Genomic DNA, 19,277 nt, shown 5'->3' on the forward strand with positions numbered 1-19,277 from the left:
ACTCTTAAGGAGAATATAATGAGTTTATTCGACAAAGCAGAAAGCAAAGCTAGAGAAGCAACAGGTACAGCAGAACAAGCCTACGGTGAAGCAACGGGTTCTGCTGAGCATCAAATAAAAGGTACTGTCAGAAAATGTGCAGCTCAAGGCTGTGACACGCTCAATTCTGCTGTGGATACAGTAAAAAGTAATCCTCTTGCCGCAGCAACTGTCGCTGCGGGTATCGGATTTATATTCGGTTATTTAGCCGGCAAAAAATAATTCTGATAAATAAAATGCAAAAAGGGAATGATAATAAACTCATTCCCTATGTATTATTTATTTTAAATATTTAGCCAAGGCTATTTTCAAAGCTGTTATATCTGAATTACACAAATAAGGCTTTAAGGCATTAAATTGTGCTTCTGGCCAATCGTAGATCTTTAATGCCAGAAGTTCTGCAATGATATCAGGCGCAAAACGATAGCTAATCCGTTTAGCCGGATTGCCACCCACAATACTGTATGGTTCGACATCCTTCACCACAACACTATTTGCTGCGATAACTGCTCCTTCACCAATGTTTATACCTGGCATAATCAATGCCCGCATTCCAATCCAAGCTCCGTCACCAATAACCGTATCGCCTTTACCTACATAGGCTTCATTAACATATTCAATAAATGGATATAAACAAAACCAATCTGTTCTGTGAGTATGGTTTCCCCCCATCAATATGACGGCTTCTCCCCCAATACACACATAATCGCCAATATAAAGTTGATCGACATCCCAAGGTAATTGCCAATCACGGCTGACTTCATCCCCTTGTAAATAGCGGACTACTGATTGTTCAAACCCATTATCCCAGCAGTCACTATAATAACTATGACGTCCTTTGATATGGATATTCGGATTCTGTACAACTTCGTGTAAAAGTTGATATTTCGACCAATGTTTCTGATTCATGGTAACAATCCTAATTATAAAATTATTATTACCATAGAACGCTGTCTATGGTGATGTATTCGCGCTCAAAAATACATCACCTTTAGCAACCCTTGGCTGCTTTAATAACGGATTTATCATCTATCTTTTCTCTACTTAACGCGTTAATTTTAAGCTGGTATTTCGTGCAACCAACGCAATCACTCCGCCTAATAACATTAACATAGCTAATACCCAATTTGCAGGTAAGGGAGAGCTAATCGCCAATAAACTCAGGGCTGCACCTACTGCCATTTGAATAAAACCCACTAAAGCCGAAGCCGTTCCTGCCTCTTTTTCAAAAGGTTCTAAAGCATAACTCGTTGCGGTTCCCATCATAAAGGCAAGGCCTGTACAGACACACGCTACAGGTAACATATAAGCTAACCAGTGGTTTTGTAACTCTGTTGGTAAGACAAGTAAACCGAATAACAAGCCTAAACACCCCGCTATCATAAATAGGCTTCACCATAAAAATTCCTTTTCAATGAAGTTAATATTCAATATCAATCATAGAGAGATGTTGCATACTGTGGCTTTAACCAATGACCTCCCACATTACCTTTATGGTAACCTCCTAGATATCCACTCAATGTCGGATCATATTTTTTATTCACAATCATCTCCTTAACAATCATGATTAAATTTAATATCAGATCTACAAATGATCCCCATAAGTACCTTTATGTAAAATTATAACGATAACAACATCATCTGCCGCTTTGAGAAACACTAGAACCCATTAGGTTTATAACGTAGAGAACCAACAATCCGATCCCAAATTTCGACCATTTGCCACTGGCTGTATTGAGTATTTTTGTCTGCATTGTTTAACCCAATGTATAGCAACGGTTTCTGTGAATCAGCAATCTTTTCATTTGAATACAAAATAAATTCAAACATGTCATTATCTTCTTGCTTATTTTGTTTTCCTACCATTAGCCATTCTAGGGATGGAATTCCATTTAGTGATAACTTTTCTTTCTTAATCGTGTTTTTCTTAGCTAATGACATAGCTTCATTGATTTGTGGACTGCGATTAAACAACGTATCATCAGAACCAATAGCCGTATTATCGGATCTAAATCCCAAGATAAAATCATCATTTTCATAAGTAAATGAAATAATTTCTTTATGTTTATTTCCATCATCCACAATAAACCCGTTCGGAATACAAACACCCTTATCGACGGGAATGTCTTCGTTTTTTCGTCCGGACAACCGAGATATAAGTGATTGCATAGCTACTAATTTAGTTGGTTTATCATTCGCCTGAATTTCACTAAAACCTCTAGCCAAAAAATCAATTTTCTTCTTTTCATACTTTTTATCAGAAAAATCTCTAATATTTACTGTGATAACAAAGGCTATTAGTTCAGTATAGACATGAGCCTCTAATATTCTGTAAGAATCATCAGATCCTGATTTGTTTCTATCGAAAATAACCCCTTTACCATTGGGTAGTTGGATAATTTCTTTTAATACAGGGGCATTTTTTTCACTGGTTTTTCCATTGCGAAGCTCTTGTTCCCGTAGCTCAATTCGTTGTTTAAAGGCAGGTGGATAGATGAATTTACTTTCAATTTTAAAATCATCAATAAACACTTGATTATCATTCATATTATTAAATGGAATAGGAATATCCACGACAAATCGACCAACACATTGAGGTTTTACGTTTTCAAAGAATGCATCTATCAAAATATAATCCTTTTCAGTTAAACGGCTTTCTTTGTCATAAACGACCAAGCCTAAAAAAACTAATGAGAATAAAAATAAGCCCATCAGTAAACCAAGATGCTTATTAATCATTTAATGGCACATCCATAACCATTTTAATAATTGCTCTTAACGTAAATTGAATTGCCGGTCTCTTTTTTATGTCAGTAACATCATCAACTTTGTAAGCGTCTTGATGGTCAACATTCGTTGCTAAAATACTTTTGATTGACGGGTGGGCATAAATAGCCGAGAACGACTCGATAGGTACTGTGCCATCTCCAGCCGTTTTTGATGAATTTAATTTAAACTCTTTAGCCAACTGACCTGTTTCTCGTTTTTGCCGATTTGTTGGCGGTAGATGAGTTTCTCTTTGGGAAAATACATATGGACTTACGGTTAACTTCGTTGGTACCCAATCAAGAGAACCATCCGACTCAACTTGATCGCCATAAAAAACATAAGTATTTGGGTGATATAATCCCTTTTCCTGCTGATTCATAAATTTGCGAACCGTATCATCTATAATGTCATTATAAGCAAGCCAATTATTATCTATTATCGTTGTGTCTTTATCCAAAATGTCCGGTCTATAAAGTTTCCACCAAACATCGTTTCTAAGATAAATATCCTTAAACGGATCAAATTTTCCGGTTTGAGGATCTTTTGTTTGAGGATAATTACCTTCCTCTGGAATAAATAACCATGGTGACTTATAGGAAGGGTAAGGAAGTAATTGTAAAGGAGCTGGAGATTGAGCTAGAACTGGCATTAATTCTTTAGCGGACCACCCTAAAATTCGCCCTGCAGTATAGCCTTCTTCACTTGCTCCAGTTCCCATCCGCCTATACGCTGCGGGAGACCCTAAATCAGGAATAACGCCATGAACAACACCTAATACTTTATTCTGGCATCCCTCAAACGTTGATTCTGGGGTTGGATTCATCGCATATCGAGCCACTAACCCCCCCATGGAATGGGTTACTAAAATGACTTTCTCTACCGCTAAACCATATCCATGACACCTGTATAAATTAATTACTTTATCGATATACTCCACAAGTTTAGATGCGGATTCAGCATTATCAGCAAGCCAGTTATAGCCAAAAACATGCAATGGAAATAAAAAGCGATTGAAATGGTCGAGTTCTTTTTGAGTTAATGTTTGCTCATTCTCTTTTTCTTTTGTTCCTAATGGTTTCTCGACAAATTCATTTAGAATACTGACATATGGTAAATTAATATCACCTTTGCTTATGAGTTCGAAATTAAGGACATTACTCTGCCAGTCATTAATTAATGCAGCCTGAAAAACACTCAGGAAACGCCCATAACTATAATTAAGAGCTTCCCCCCAACCTCTATCATGACGTTTAGGAAATAGATATCCATCATCAGAAAAGGGCGTATAGACTTCTTTATCAACTAAACCTCTGTTATCAACTCTTGTTGATTCAGGGTTTAATATGTTTTTTCTTTCATGCCCTGTTCTTTCAGCCCATTTTAGAAAAATGTCATACCCTGCATCCCCTCGCCACATTTCTTTTTTATCATCTCCTTTTGACATTAAATTCGTTCCCATTATCCCAGGGATAAAAATAACGGGGATAATTTTTCTGGGCGGCAAAATACACTTTGCTTCGGCATTGAAGGACTTAGGTTGAAGTTGAACATCATCCCAATGGCATTTTCCATCTTCTGTCCATTTAGGGATGTGATACGAAAGGTGTTGGCATTCATCTATTTCAGGGGAGTCTTTCTCTGACATAACATTAATCCTTTTGCGTTATCTATAAGGTAAATAGAATAGCGAAATTTCACTTAAGTGTCTGTTTGGATAAATCTGTTTTTGGTGTCACTCCAATTTTAAAATGTCACGTGTCAGGGCATGTAAGCACCTTATGTTAAATAAGCGCAATAATGAATATATTATTGCGCTACAAGCCTTAGTAAGCATTAGGGCGGATTTTAAAGGATTGCAAAACGCGATCCCAAATTTCAACCATTTGATCATCCGTATAATGGACAACCTTGCTGGTCGAATGCATCAATATGCTAACGGATGGATGTAAATAGCCGATATTTTTTTCATTCGCATAATATTGAAAATAATAAAATTTATCGGATTGATTGTCATAGCGGGGATCTCGCCCCAACGTTAACCACTCTTCACCTGCCACGTTATTAAACTGTACGTTTCCTTTCCGTAACGTTTTACCGTCATATTGAGAAAGAACAGATTTAATTTCATCAGCCCTATCCAACATACTTTCCTTTTCACTTTCTATCGTATTATCCATATCAACCGCCCAATAGAATTGAGGGTTTTCAAAAACCATCGAAATTTCTTCTTGATGCGATTTGCCATCATCGCGAATAAACCCATAAGGAATGCAGACCCCTTTTTCGGTTGGAATTTCATTCTTTGGTCGCCCTTGTAACCGAGAAATCAAGGATTGCATCGCAGCCAGCTTTTGGGGTTTATCTGTTAGTTCCCAATTATGATTTTTAAACCTTTCCTGTCTTTCTAAATATTTATTATCTGTTATATCTGTTATATCAATTCTAATAATGAATGCGACATTATCAATATAGACATGCGCCTCTAATTCTCTCGCTGAGTCTGGTTTAACATTATTGATATTATGGTCAAAAATAACCCCATTATCTAATCGAATAGTTTCTTTCAAAAATGGTGCATTAGACACATTTCTTACCGATGCATGTTTTAATTCATCTTCTCGCAGCCCAATACGTTGTTTAAATGCAGGGGGATAAATAAATTGACTTTCAATCGTCATATCATCAATTTTGATAATCGATGATAATTCCTGTGTTAAAGTTTTCGGATAATTAAAGGTATAACGCCCTAAACAATAGATAGGTGCATCATCAAATAGAGTATTAATCACAGCAGAATCCTTTTCATTAAGTGAAGTTGAATACGTTTTATTTGGCACTGAGCATGCAGCCAAACTCGCCAATAAGACCAAACCGGAAATATTCACCAATCCTTTTTTCATTAGGGTCTCACCTCATCCGTTTGCAAGATACGACACAGGGAACGTAAGGTAAATTTAATAGCAGGGGAAACATCCCCTGTTTTTTCATACGTATCAAACTCCGCATCCCCTTTTAGAGGTGCAAACTGATAGGCGTTCTGATGGTCAACATTCATTTCTAAAATTTCTTTAAACAGGTCTTTTCTAACTAAATTGATAGAATATTTAGGCACTGTACCGTCACCGCGCCCCCCCTCATAATCCATTGAGGGCGTATTCTTCCACTTATCACTGGACTTGAGTAACGTATATTCACGCTTTTCTCCATAGTCGCCTGTCGCTCGGCTATCGTCAGACACCCATAACCACGAGGTTTTATCCCGTAATTTCCATGTCACGGTTTCATCTGAACGGCGAGAATCTTTCGGGTCATTTTCATCAAAATATGCCCCATAAAATTGGTACGTGTTAGCATGATAACTACCGTCCATTTTTGTGATAAATGGCTCAACATCATCAGCCATAATCTTTTCATATTTTTTAAAATTACCATTAATAACACTCTGTTCCTTATCTAAAATATCAGGCTCATACATCTGCCACCATGCTTTTTCCTTGAGGTAAATTTCGTTAAACGGCTCCCCCTTTTGGGGCAGCAATAAATCTGCCACACCATCAGGACTGCCTTTTTCAATCCGTAGCCAAGGCTGACCATGATTATATTTCGGAGAGGGTAAGAGTTGTAACGGTGCAGGGGATTGGGCTAATACCGACATGAGTCGTGAGGCACTCATCCCCAGCACTAACCCCATCGGCATGGAATGCTCCCCAATCTTCATCATTTTGTAGGCAGTTGGCGAACCTAAGTCGGGCATTACCCCATGTACAATGCCCAGAATTTTATCTTTGTAGGGCGTATCTAATAATTCGGAAGCGTAACGGGATACCAACCCCCCCATCGAATGGGTCACAAGAATGACTTTCTCATGCCCTTCTTCAAAGGCGAGCCCATGTCCAATTCCTCCATTCTGTTTAGGGCGGTATAAATTTAAGACCTCATCAATGTATTTGCCGAGGTCTTGTGCAGACTGAGCGTTGTCTTGTAACCAGTTATAACCAAAAGCATGAAGCGGAAGCAGTAAATCACGGTATTTCCCCGCTTCCCGAAGCGAAAGTGGGTTGGTATCCTCTGGCGTGAGGGGTTTATCTAAAATGAACTTGAACGTTGATTCTTGAGAAAAATATTCCTCGGCTTCATCTGCCGTCGCGCATCCCTGACTTTTCGCTTTGTTGTAATACTGCTCCCAAACCAGCAATTCTTTCTGTAACTTGTCGAGTGGATCTGCATACGAAAACTGCAATACACTTCCCCACCCTCTTTTCTGTCTTGAATTGGCGAAGTAAGTAGACTCGTTGTCATTTTTATCGACATCTTGAGTGGGATCTGTTTCTGTCGTTTCAGGATCGAGTAATTTTTTCCGTTTATTTCCCGAGGTAAAAAGCCAACCGAGCGCATCCACAGCCATTCCAAGCTTACTCGTGCGAATACGCCAGATTGATTTTTTATCTTTTTTACTTCGTAAGTTAGATCCCATAATACCGGGTAAAAAAATAACCGGAACCACTTTGGTTGAAGGGAGATAACAATGCGCTTTGGCATTTTCAGATTGATGTTTCAGTCGTAAGTCTTTCCAAACGGCACATTTGTTGCCATCAAATTCAGCGAAGCAATGTTGAATATTTTCTGTTTGTTCATTCTGACTCATTATTTATCCTTTAAATTTAGGTTATGAATAAAATATAACCTAAAATCAAGAAGACGGCAGTAAGATAAAGAGACATTACTGAATTGGAGCTACAAATGTCAGGGCATGTAAGCACCTTTATGTTAAATAAGCGCAATAATAACCCTATCATTGCGCTATCTAAGCTTAATAAGCGTTAGGGCGAATTTTAAAGGATTGCAAAACGCGATCCCAAATTTCAACCATTTGATCATCCGTATAATGGACAACCTTACTGGTCGAATGCATCAATATGCTAACGGATGGATGTAAATAGCCGATATTTTTTTCATTCGCATAATATTGAAAATAATAAAACTTATCGGATTGATTGTCATAGCGAGGATCTCGCCCCAACGTTAACCACTCTTCACCTGCCACGTTATTAAACTGTACGTTTCCTTTCCGTAACGTTTTACCCCCATATTGAGAAAGAACAGATTTAATTTCATCAGCCCTATCCAACATACTTTCCTTTTCACTTTCTATCGTATTATCCATATCGACCGCCCAATAGAATTGAGGGTTTTCAAAAACCATCGAAATTTCTTCTTGATGCGATTTGCCATCATCGCGAATAAACCCATAAGGAATGCAGACCCCTTTTTCGGTTGGAATTTCATTCTTTGGTCGACCATGTAAACGCGAAATTAGTGATTGCATCGCTGCTAGTTTTTCAGGCTTATCATTGATAAGCCAATTGTGTTTTTTATAATCTAATTGTTCTTTTTCATACTTAGAGCTAGATATATCATCTATCTCGGTCTTAATAATAAAAGCAACATGGTCGATATAAACATGCGCTTCCAACTCTCTTGATGAATCGGGTTTAACATTATTGATATTATGATCAAAAATAACCCCATTATCTAATCGAATAGTCTCTTTCAAAAATGGTGCATTAGACACATTTCTTACCGATGCATGTTTTAATTCATCTTCTCGCAGCTCAATACGTTGTTTAAATGCAGGGGGATAAATAAATTGACTCTCAATTATCATCTCATCAATTTTAATAATCGATGATAATTCCTGTGTTAAAGATTTAGGATAATTAAAGGTATAACGTCCTAAACAATAGGTCGGTGCATCATCAAATAGAGTATTAATCACAGCAGAATCCTTTTCATTAAGTGAAGTTGAATACGTTTTATTAGGTACAGAGCAAGCCGCTAAACTTGCCAATAAGACCAAACTCGAAATACTCACCAATCCTTTTTTCATTAGGGTTTCACCTCATCCGTTTGCAAGATACGACACAGGGAACGCAAGGTAAATTTAATGGCAGGGGAAACATCCCCTGTTTTTTCGTATGTGTCAAATTCCGCATCCCCTTTCAATGGCGCAAACTGATAAGCATTCTGATGGTCGACATTCATTTCTAAAATTTCTTTAAACAATTCTTTTCTATCTAAATTGATGGAATATCTAGGCACGGTGCCATCACCGCGTCCCCCCTCATAATCCATTGAGGGTGTACTTTTCCACTTATCACTGGATTTGAGTAACGTATATTCACGCTTATCACCATAAATATCAGTAGAACGGCTATCATCAGACACCCATAACCACGAGGTTTTATCGCGTAATTTCCACGTCACAGTTTCATCTGAACGGCGAGAGTCTTTCGGATCATTTTCATCAAAATACGCTCCATAAAATTGATAAGTATTTATATGATATTGACCATTCATATCTTGAATAAACGGTTTAACCGTATCCCTTATTATTTTTTTATATTTTTTCAAATTAGAATCAATTAGTTCCGATTTTCCGTCCAAAATATCAGGCTCATACATTCGCCACCAAACATCATCCTGAAGATAAATTTCTTCAAATGGGTCCCCATTTTTGGGTAGCAATAAATCTGCCACGCCATCAGGACTGCCTTTTTCTATCCGCAGCCACGGCTGACCATGATTATATTTCGGAGAGGGTAAAAGTTGTAACGGTGCAGGGGATTGGGCTAATACCGACATGAGTCGTGTGGCACTCATACCCAGCACTAACCCCATCGGCATCGAATGCTCCCCAATTTTCATCATTTTGTAGGCAGTTGGTGAACCTAAGTCGGGCATCACACCATGCACAATCCCCAGTATTTTATCTTTGTAGGGCGTATCTAATAATTCGGAAGCGTAACGGGATACCAACCCCCCCATCGAATGGGTCACAAGAATGACTTTCTCATGCCCTTCTTCAAAGGCGAGCCCATGTCCAATTCCTCCATTCTGTTTAGGGCGGTATAAATTTAAGACCTCATCAATGTATTTGCCGAGGTCTTGTGCAGACTGAGCGTTGTCTTGTAACCAGTTATAACCAAAAGCATGAAGCGGAAGCAGTAAATCACGGTATTTCCCCGCTTCCCGAAGCGAAAGTGGGTTGGTATCCTCTGGCGTGAGGGGTTTATCTAAAATGAACTTGAACGTTGATTCTTGAGAAAAATATTCCTCGGCTTCATCTGCCGTCGCGCATCCCTGACTTTTCGCTTTGTTGTAATACTGCTCCCAAACCAGCAATTCTTTCTGTAACTTGTCGAGTGGATCTGCATACGAAAACTGCAATACACTTCCCCACCCTCTTTTCTGTCTTGAATTGGCGAAGTAAGTAGACTCGTTGTCATTTTTATCGACATCTTGAGTGGGATCTGTTTCTGTCGTTTCAGGATCGAGTAATTTTTTCCGTTTATTTCCCGAGGTAAAAAGCCAACCGAGCGCATCCACAGCCATTCCAAGCTTACTCGTGCGAATACGCCAGATTGATTTTTTATCTTTTTTACTTCGTAAGTTAGATCCCATAATACCGGGTAAAAAAATAACCGGAACCACTTTGGTTGAAGGGAGATAACAATGCGCTTTGGCATTTTTTAACTTCTATCTAGTTTTTCCCTTGGCGTTCCAAGTCATCCATCTTGTCTTGAGCTAGTTTGAGTACTGTTCCAAGCCGTTTGTTATCAACAAATTGTCCTTAGTCAATACAATCCAGCTTGTCGAACGCCTGATAACCTAATGAACGATGTCCATATCTGAAAGTTAGCGTTCAATCTTTTCTCTACTTAACGCGTTAATTTTAAGCTGGTATTTCGTGCAACCAACGCAATCACTCCGCCTACTAACATTAACATAGCTAATGCCCAATTTGCAGGTAAGGGAGAGCTAATCGCCAATAAACTCAGGGCTGCACCTACTGCCATTTGAATAAAACCCACTAAAGCCGAAGCCGTTCCTGCCTCTTTTTCAAAAGGTTCTAAAGCATAACTCGTTGCGGTTCCCATCATAAAGGCAAGGCCTGTACAGGCACACGCTACAGGTAACATATAAGCTAACCAGTGGTTTTGTAACTCTGTTGGTAAGACAAGTAAACCGAATAACAAGCCTAAACACCCCGCTATCATAAATAGGCTGCCGGCTTTTAAACAGTTAGGGCGACCAATTTTGGGGATATAATAGTTAGCAATGTAACTCGCAAACATAATCCAAAAACCATTAGCACCAAACGCCAATGAAAACTCTAGTGGCGTGAGTCCTGCATCCCCCATTAAGACAATCGGTGCGAATGAAACATACGTCAGAACCATGCCCATACTACCTGCATTCACCAATGCAAAAATAATAAAGTGCTTGTTACGCAAGATATGCAGGTAGTGATTGAGTTGCAACTTCTTCACATTTTGCAAACTTGCTGGGCGAGTTTCGGGCAAAAATGCGATGACTAACATTAAAATGAGTACCGCATAGAGAGCCAAAAACCAAAAAGGGGCTCGCCATCCCCAATATTCAGCGAGAAAGCCCCCCAAAAGCGGTGCTAATGCTGGTACGATATTGAGCGTTCCATTTAAAAAACCAAATGCACGCGCAGCTTCCGTGCCGTTCATCCGATCACGAACACCACTAAAAGCCACAACGCCAGTGCAACAAACAGCGACCCCCTGTAATACCCTAGCGGCAATAAAAATTTCCGGGGTTGTTGATAACGCTGCGACAGTTGAACCGACAATGTAAATTAGGATGCCCACAATCGCGATGGGCTTACGTCCATATCGGTCGATCAAGGGGCCAGAAATTAACTGCCCTATACCAAAAATTAGTATAAATAATGCAATAGTAGACTGGATCAGCGACTCGGGCGCCCCTAACGCAATCGCAATTGTAGGAATTGTTGGCAGATATAAATCAATTGCCAATGGACTCAGCAGCACAAGTAACAGCAGCAAGACAAGGAACTTTCGCATAAATAGAATTCTTACTTATAATCATAAAATGATCAGCTAGGCTTACAGTAATACCTGAGGCCTAAGAATAAAAACAAGCTTTCGATTCTATCAGTATCATCAATCAAAACCATACTCGATCCAATAATAAAGATAAAAACGACCAATAAGTATTGATAGTACATCCCTATTTTTATACTTAAAAATAAAAAAGGTGCTGGAAAACCAGCACCTTAATAATTTAATACGTTATTTTAACGTATTATTCCATCCATTCGGTATGGAACACACCTTCTTTATCAGTACGCTTATAAGTGTGAGCACCAAAGTAATCACGTTGCGCTTGAATTAGGTTTGCAGGCAATACCGCTGAACGGTAGCTATCGTAATAAGAAATTGCCGCAGAGAAGGTCGGTGTTGGGATGCCGTTTTGTACGCCATAGCACACCACATCACGTAGTGCTTGCTGATATTCATCAGCGATTTGCTTAAAGTATGGCGCTAACAGCAAGTTAGCGATCTGTGCATTATCATTGTATGCATCAGTGATTTTTTGCAAGAATTGTGCACGAATGATACAACCCGCGCGGAAAATTTTAGCAATTTCACCGTAGTTCAGATCCCAATTGTATTCATCTGAAGCGGCTTTCAGTTGTTGGAAGCCTTGGGCATAAGAAACAATTTTACCTAAGTAGAGTGCACGACGAACTTTCTCAATAAATTGTTTTTTATCGCCTTCAACAGGCTTCAATACTGGGCCTGTTAGTACTTTAGATGCGGCAACACGTTGGTCTTTCAGGAAAGAGATATAACGTGCAAATACAGATTCAGTGATCAACGTTACTGGGATACCTAAATCCAATGAACTTTGGCTCGTCCATTTACCTGTACCTTTATTCGCTGCTTCATCTAAAATCACATCAACCAAATATTTTCCATCTTCATCTTTTTTCTTGAAGATATCCGCAGTGATTTCGATCAGATAGCTACTAAGTTCGCCTTGGTTCCAATCAGCAAAAATTTCCGCCAACTCTTCATTACTCAGGTTTAAAGAACCTTTTAGCAATGAATATGCTTCAGCGATCAACTGCATGTCACCGTATTCGATACCATTGTGAACCATTTTCACATAGTGACCAGCACCATCTGGACCGATATAAGTTACGCAAGGCTCGCCTTCGGCTTTAGCGGCAATTTCTTTCAAAATTGGTGCAACCAGCTCATAAGCTTCTTTTTGACCACCAGGCATGATAGATGGGCCTTTTAGAGCGCCTTCTTCACCACCAGAAACCCCTGTACCGATAAAGTTAAAGCCTTGCTCAGACAGTTCACGGTTACGACGGATAGTATCTTTATACAGAGTGTTGCCGCCATCAATCAGGATATCACCTTTGTCTAGATGCGGAGTCAATGCAGCAATCGTTTTATCCGTTGCTTCACCCGCTTTCACCATCAACAGGATACGGCGTGGTTTTTCCAGAGAGTCGACAAACTCTTCAATCGTGTAGCTGGGAACTAATTTTTTCCCTGGATTTTCGGCAATAACTTCATCCGTTTTATCTTTTGAACGGTTGAAAATAGAGACGGAATAACCACGGCTTTCAATATTCAGGGCAAGATTGCGCCCCATGACAGCCATACCGACAACACCAATCTGTTGCTTTGACATGAAAAACTCCTGTCTGATTAGGACCTAAGCCAGCCATTTTTATGCTGGCAATTCTGTTAACAGGATCACATGTTAACTCAGGTTTGTTCTGCTGGGTAGTTATTGATGCAATCGATGACGCAAACGGAATATTATTTGTAGATTATCGTCTCATACGCGACAATTTTTATTGAAATTTAGGGAAACAAACCGCATTATTCACGAGTCGGCATATGCCGTCATATCAGAAGGTAAAACAAACTGTATGGAATGGATCGCAGATCCTTCGATTTGGGCGGGGCTTGCCACCTTAATCGTTCTAGAAATCGTTCTTGGTATTGATAACCTCGTCTTTATTGCCATTTTGGCAGACAAACTGCCGCAAAAATTGCGTGATAGGGCTCGTGTGACGGGTCTCATGCTCGCTCTCGTGATGCGAGTTATTCTGCTATTTAGCTTGTCTTGGCTAATCACTCTCACCAAGCCTTTAATAACATTATTCGATCATCCATTTAGCGCCCGAGATCTCATCATGTTGGTGGGTGGGTTATTCTTGCTATTTAAAGCCACAATGGAGTTAAACGAACGATTAGAGGGGGGGGATGAGCACACCACTAATCAACGAAAAACATCGAATTTCTGGGCTGTTGTTGCACAAATTATCGTCCTAGATGCGGTATTCTCTCTTGACTCAGTCATTACCGCCGTTGGGATGGTTGACCATATTGGGGTTATGGTTGCAGCAGTGACTATTGCCATGATCCTTATGATATGGGCAAGTAAGCCGCTAACATCGTTCGTCAACAATCACCCAACTATTGTGATCTTATGTCTCAGCTTCTTGCTGATGATCGGCTTTAGTTTAGTTGCTGAAGGCTTTGGTTACGCAATACCAAAAGGTTATCTGTATGCTGCGATTGGCTTCTCTATTATGATTGAAGTCTTAAACCAGTTTGCACAATTTAACCGTCGCAAATTCCTCAAAGGTAGTCGTCCACTTCGTGAACGTACGGCTGAAGCCGTTTTACGTATTCTAAGTGGTAACCACGAACGTGCGGAGCTAGATGCGCACACTTCAGACTTAATCGCGGACAACCAAGCGGTTTTTGACCCTCAAGAGCGCCAGATGATCGCCCGTGTTTTAGGTATGGCTCAACGTAATGTCGAAAGTATTATGACATCACGTCATGATGTGGAATATCTCGATGTCAATAAGTCTGCTAATGAGCTGCTGCAATTGCTGGAAAAAAATCCGCATTCACGTTTTGTTGTCATCGATGAAACCGTGAGTGATGAGCCTGTTGGTGTTGTTCACATGCTCGATTTAGTCAAACAGCAGTTAAGTGGTCAGCCGCTGAACTTACGAGCTTTGATTACTCAACCTCTTATCTTCCCTGAGGGTCTCTCGCTATTAAAAGCATTAGAGCAGTTTCGTAAAGCACAGACTCACTTTGCTTTTGTCGTCGACGAGTTTGGTTCTGTCGAGGGTGTTGTCACCTTAACGGATGTGATGGAAACGATCGCCGGTAACTTACCAGATGGTGAAGAAGAAAATGACTCACGTCATGATATTCAAAAGCTAGAAAATGGGAGTTGGATTGCTAACGGCTTTATGCCATTAGAAGATTTGATCCTATTTGTTCCTATGGAACTGGATGAAAAGCGCGAATATGAAACCATTGCAGGCTTATTGATGGAACACCTACAACGAGTACCTGAAGAAGGTGAACAAATTGAAGTCAATGGCTGCATTTTCCAGCCGCTTGAAATCAAAAACCACCGTATTAGTAAAGTGCTCATTGTTCCTCCGAAAGTACCGGAAGAAGACGAAGAAGAATAATTTTTGTTTATTCATACAATACCGGCCAAATTGGCCGGTATTTTTTATAGTGCGGATAAGTATTCCCATAACAAGTCACTTGAAGCGCCAAAATAACAGCGTTTTTTAAAAGCATTAATCATTTGATTGTTCAATAATTCGGATAACTTAATAAGGCTATTCGAGGTTAACATGGTCCAGTCAATCACTCATAAAGCATTAAATTACACACAACAGTTACAACAGCCAGAAATAACAGCTCACAACTCAGGTATTACTGGAAATATCAAACGTACAGCCAATAATGTTCAATCAAATCCAGTTCTAAATCAGCAAAACACGTCTAAAGTTGATAGTGGAATCTTTAAGCTTAAAGAATTAAAAGGAATAGAAAAAGAGGTTAACTCTATTCAGCAAAAAATGAAGACATTATTAGAAAATATAGGTCATGAACGAGGAGCGATGGAGAGAGAAAATAATAAAAAAGAGTTAACAATATTTTCAAACACGCTTCATTCTCTGAAGGCTAAAACAGCAAACTATCAAGAAAGACTCAATAGCGTAAACTATAAGCAAAACTCTAAAAAACGGGAAACGCTTGCAAAATTTGAAAGTAAATTAAATGCAGCGAGCTTAGATAAAAATAAGATTGAATCAAAAGAAGGCTATAAAAATACGAAAGCTACTCAAGAAGCCAATAAAAAATTTGATAACACAACGCCAAAATACGTCACCCCTCGTAGTTTACTCTAATCATTTTATCCCAATAAATGGCATCATGACCTATGATGCCATTTATCAATAGAAAAGCTATAGTGCATTCAGCAAATCACTCAATCCTTTTTGTTCCTCTTTCTTCAAAAAGTTCCCTAATGCCTCTTTGGCTTGTGTCTTTAATTCATTACGTAGCAATCTTTCAACATTAAGTTGATATTGTAAGTTGCTCCAACCGCCATAAATACGTAGCGGTATTGTCATTGATTGCAGTTGTTGAATAAAGCGAGAGTCTCCGCCCCAACCTTGCGTAATTTGCACACCGAGGTTCACATCCAATGTTTCTGCTGGCACATTTGCCCATCCTTGCCCCGTAATTGAAATTAAAGGAGAAGTTGCATTCATGGATGCAATGTTAATCGTGCCTTTATTTAAGCGACCATTAACGGTGAATTGCTCTACTTCAGTATAATTACCTGTATTAACAGGTGCATTGATTTTATTGGTCACCCGTGAAATAGATTGTTGGATTAATAATGGAATATTTAATCCTGCTAAGCGTGCATTTTGTAAACTGAAATTCACAGGGCCTTGCCATAAATTTTTCACCGCATAATCATCATAACCTGGGCCCGATAAGTCGGCATTGATTGTCACAATACCACTCAGTTTTTCTGGCATATTAAACGCTTTCAACAATGGCGTTAAATTAATATTTTGAATATTAGGTTTCGCTGTAACTTGCGCTGGAATATTTGAGTAATTAATACTCACAGGAAGCGAAAACTGGCCATTAAAGGCCTGACCTTCTAATTGGGAAATGGTTAATTGCGGCGCTTGGTTTTGTGCTGCAAATTTTACCGCATTCACTGCCATTCCACGATAAACTAAATTCTCAATATTTAAATTAATATTTCCAGTAAATGATTTTAGGTTAGATAAATCATATTTCTGTGTTTCTTTTCCAGAAATCACCGGTTTAACGCCAACGCGAGTAGAAAGGTTCGTTTCATTAGACGAATTAGCCGCTGTACTTGAATTTGGTGCGCCAATTAATTTATCAAGATTTAACGTTTGAGAAGATAACTGAACATTAATATCTGGAATAGCCCCTAATTTTGCTTCAACGTGACCCGTTAAATCACTGTCATTGGCTTTAATCGCGATGTTATGTAAACTCGCTGTTGCAATATTATCTTTAATATAAGCAAAATCACTGGTCAGTTGTCCGGTGATCCCACCTTCAGGTAAATCAACCCCCGTGAAAGTATAATCAAACTGAGTTAATTGACCATTAATTTGATGTGATAGTTGGGAAAGATCAAGTTCTGCCCGCGCATCAAAACGTAGCTCTTGTTGATTCTTATTTAAGTTGCCGCTGAATTTAGCGCTGATTTTGCGCTTATCACTTTTCTTTAAAGAAAGATCAATATTGCGTAGATTGTACTCATCATTTTGTGTTTTCCAGATCACTAAGCTATTTGATATTTCAACTTTTTCGATATCTAATAACCATTGATTTTTTTCTGGAGAATTTGGTGTTCTTTGGTTACCGGCAGGCGCAATAGGTGAGTTCGCATTCATTTGGGGTTCACTTTCAGGCGTGTGGCGAATCACTGCACCATCGACAACAATTTGTTCGACGGATAAATGATGAGAAAGTAGCGGCCATAATTCCACATCTAAGCGCATATTCTCCGCACTTAAAACAGGTTGGCTGGCATTGGGAGCGGTAATCGAAACAGGGCCGGTAATAATACTCAGTGTTGGCCAAACATGCCAACGCATATCCCCTTTAAAGTCAATTTGATACCCGCTTTTTTTCTCAACTTTTTCCACAAGATATTGCCTAAAGTCGTTTGGGTTAACCAACATCACTAATGCGGTTAGACCAACCACAATCACGACTAGCAAAATGACCAGTGTCGTCAGAAATCGTTTCATTCTTCCCTCACTAAAATTATGTCTGCTACGCCACACAAAAGGCTCACACTACACCTATCCCTGCGCTATGCGGAATTACCCCATATAAGCAATAATTCCGTCATACATATTACTATCAGTCCTCACTGATACGACTACCAACCGCCCCTTGCTGATTTTTATATTTCGCATCTTGTCGGCTATTATAGGGGCGATCTGCGCTGCCTGATAATGGCTCAAAACTTAACGCACCAATCACCATTCCAGGGCGCAAAGCAAGTGGTAGTTTGCCTGAATTATAAAACTCTAGCACGATTTGCCCACACCAACCGGGATCGATTCGATGTGCTGTCACATGCACCATTAAACCTAATCGCGCCAATGAAGAACGGCCATCTAACCATCCTACGAGGTTATCAGGCAGGGTAACAGACTCAAGAGTGACTGCAAGTGCTAATTCTCCTGGGTGAAGGAAAAATGGCTCATTATCATTGAGAATAATTTCATCGCTCATCACACGGTCAAGCGCTGCATTTACTTCATCTTTCGGGCCACTTAGGTCAATAAAAGCGGCGGTATGTCCTCGAAAAACTCGAAATTGATTTCCTAGGCGCACATCTGCTGTTGCTCCATTGATCCGTTCAATAGGTGGACGAGGGCTAATAACTAACTTTCCTTCATCCATCCATTGAATAATATCGCGGTCACAAAGACGCATGATTATATCCCCCTTCATTATTTTTTATCGCCATGTCGCCTAGCCAAGTTTAGTCTTGGCAAAATTCGCCGATTTTTGCTTTTAAGATATCAATTGCCACACGGTTTTTACCGCCACGAGGCACAATAATATCGGCATACTGCTTCGACGGCTCAATAAACTGTAAGAACATAGGACGCACGGTTTTATTATATTGTTCAATAACCGAATCTAATGTTCTCCCTCTCTCATTTACATCACGTTTTATCCGTCTCATCAAGCAAATATCAAGCGGGGTATCAACAAAGATCGAAAAATCCATCTCTTCACGTAAACGTTTATCCGTAAGCAGTAAAATCCCCTCGATAATAATGACTTTTTTAGGTTTGAAGTGAATGCTGGTTTCTTTACGTGTATGAGCGACATAGTCATATTGAGGAATTTCTACAGATTTACCGCTTTTTAATGCTTTAAGATGTTGATAAAGCAGGCTATGGTCCATGGAGTTTGGGTGGTCGTAATTGACTTTTAACCGCTCTTCCATTGGTATATCTGTTTGATCTTTATAGTAACAGTCTTCTGGTATAACACCGATATTATGATCACCGACCTTTTCCCTTAATTCTCTATATAAGGTACTTGCGATAAGGCTTTTTCCGGATGCAGAAGCTCCTGATATACCTACAATGGTACATTGATGCGCTATGTCAGTCATAAAATGATAACCTGGTTAAATAAATCTGAAATGAAATGCCTAACTTTATCTTCACAAAGTTATGGTTGCCGGAATTATAG

The 19,277-nt window shown here is 39.4% G+C and carries 15 protein-coding genes and 2 pseudogenes; 3 read left to right on the plus strand and 14 right to left on the minus strand.

Features of this window, described 5'->3' with window-relative positions; translation table 11 throughout:
• Positions 1-18 precede the first annotated feature (18 nt).
• Positions 19-261: a DUF883 C-terminal domain-containing protein gene (locus ACWPW6_RS13550; RefSeq protein WP_154624477.1), complete on the plus strand. Its 243-nt coding sequence runs from the start codon at positions 19-21 to the stop codon at positions 259-261.
• Positions 262-318: 57 nt separating this feature from the next.
• On the opposite strand, the gene ACWPW6_RS13555 is transcribed toward ACWPW6_RS13550, so the two are convergent.
• The 11 genes and pseudogenes from ACWPW6_RS13555 to gndA all read right to left on the minus strand — a co-directional run bounded on the left by ACWPW6_RS13555 (position 319) and on the right by gndA (position 13,350).
• On the minus strand, positions 319-948 hold the full coding sequence (locus ACWPW6_RS13555; RefSeq protein WP_154624478.1) for a CatB-related O-acetyltransferase: 630 nt from the start codon (positions 946-948) through the stop codon (positions 319-321).
• A gap of 135 nt (positions 949-1,083) precedes the next feature.
• Positions 1,084-1,431 (minus strand): annotated as a pseudogene (locus ACWPW6_RS13560) (Bcr/CflA family drug resistance efflux transporter); the annotation flags it as partial.
• A 267-nt stretch (positions 1,432-1,698) separates the two neighbouring features.
• A complete protein-coding gene (locus ACWPW6_RS13565; RefSeq protein WP_249999160.1) occupies positions 1,699-2,778 on the minus strand; it encodes a T6SS immunity protein Tli4 family protein in 1,080 nt (359 codons plus the stop codon).
• The gene (locus ACWPW6_RS13570) at positions 2,771-4,453 is read right to left on the minus strand and encodes a lipase family alpha/beta hydrolase (RefSeq protein WP_249999162.1); all 1,683 of its coding nucleotides are present in this window, start codon (positions 4,451-4,453) and stop codon (positions 2,771-2,773) included. The genes ACWPW6_RS13565 and ACWPW6_RS13570 overlap by 8 nt, the downstream gene beginning before the upstream one ends.
• Positions 4,454-4,631: 178 nt before the next feature.
• The gene (locus ACWPW6_RS13575; RefSeq protein ID WP_249999163.1) at positions 4,632-5,708 is read right to left on the minus strand and encodes a T6SS immunity protein Tli4 family protein; all 1,077 of its coding nucleotides are present in this window, start codon (positions 5,706-5,708) and stop codon (positions 4,632-4,634) included.
• Positions 5,708-7,453 carry a lipase family alpha/beta hydrolase gene (locus ACWPW6_RS13580; protein WP_249999165.1) on the minus strand — a complete coding sequence of 582 codons (1,746 nt, stop codon included), beginning with the start codon at positions 7,451-7,453 and terminating at the stop codon, positions 5,708-5,710. The genes ACWPW6_RS13575 and ACWPW6_RS13580 overlap by 1 nt, the downstream gene beginning before the upstream one ends.
• A gap of 165 nt (positions 7,454-7,618) precedes the next feature.
• On the minus strand, positions 7,619-8,695 hold the full coding sequence (locus ACWPW6_RS13585) for a T6SS immunity protein Tli4 family protein (protein WP_249999167.1): 1,077 nt from the start codon (positions 8,693-8,695) through the stop codon (positions 7,619-7,621).
• A complete protein-coding gene (locus tag ACWPW6_RS13590) occupies positions 8,695-10,299 on the minus strand; it encodes a lipase family alpha/beta hydrolase (RefSeq protein WP_369120025.1) in 1,605 nt (534 codons plus the stop codon). Before ACWPW6_RS13590 ends, ACWPW6_RS13585 begins: the two co-directional genes overlap by 1 nt.
• A 55-nt stretch (positions 10,300-10,354) precedes the next feature.
• Positions 10,355-10,510: pseudogene (locus ACWPW6_RS13595) on the minus strand (ISNCY family transposase); the annotation flags it as partial.
• 16 nt (positions 10,511-10,526) lie between these two features.
• Complete coding sequence (locus ACWPW6_RS13600) at positions 10,527-11,702, minus strand: multidrug effflux MFS transporter (RefSeq protein WP_247047235.1); 1,176 nt, start codon at positions 11,700-11,702, stop codon at positions 10,527-10,529.
• Between the two features lie 241 nt (positions 11,703-11,943).
• Positions 11,944-13,350, minus strand: a complete 1,407-nt coding sequence (gene gndA, locus ACWPW6_RS13605) for an NADP-dependent phosphogluconate dehydrogenase (RefSeq protein WP_154624480.1) — start codon at positions 13,348-13,350, stop codon at positions 11,944-11,946.
• A 244-nt stretch (positions 13,351-13,594) separates the two neighbouring features.
• Here gndA and ACWPW6_RS13610 point away from each other — a divergent pair, with 244 nt between their 5' ends.
• Both ACWPW6_RS13610 and ACWPW6_RS13615 read left to right on the plus strand, forming a co-directional pair.
• Entirely contained in the window at positions 13,595-15,169 is a 1,575-nt protein-coding gene (locus ACWPW6_RS13610) for a TerC family protein (protein ID WP_154624482.1), read from the plus strand.
• Positions 15,170-15,340: 171 nt separating this feature from the next.
• On the plus strand, positions 15,341-15,901 hold the full coding sequence (locus tag ACWPW6_RS13615) for a hypothetical protein (RefSeq protein WP_249999170.1): 561 nt from the start codon (positions 15,341-15,343) through the stop codon (positions 15,899-15,901).
• A gap of 57 nt (positions 15,902-15,958) precedes the next feature.
• Here the strand turns inward: ACWPW6_RS13615 and asmA are convergent, their stop codons facing one another.
• From asmA to udk, 3 genes are all read right to left on the minus strand, one after another.
• Entirely contained in the window at positions 15,959-17,806 is a 1,848-nt protein-coding gene (gene asmA, locus ACWPW6_RS13620; protein ID WP_196714061.1) for an outer membrane assembly protein AsmA, read from the minus strand.
• A gap of 115 nt (positions 17,807-17,921) precedes the next feature.
• Entirely contained in the window at positions 17,922-18,503 is a 582-nt protein-coding gene (gene dcd, locus ACWPW6_RS13625) for a dCTP deaminase (RefSeq protein WP_154624485.1), read from the minus strand.
• A 49-nt stretch (positions 18,504-18,552) separates the two neighbouring features.
• A complete protein-coding gene (gene udk / locus ACWPW6_RS13630; RefSeq protein ID WP_154624486.1) occupies positions 18,553-19,197 on the minus strand; it encodes a uridine kinase in 645 nt (214 codons plus the stop codon).
• Positions 19,198-19,277: the final 80 nt, after the last annotated feature.

This window comes from Providencia sp. Marseille-Q8014 (assembly GCF_965112055.1).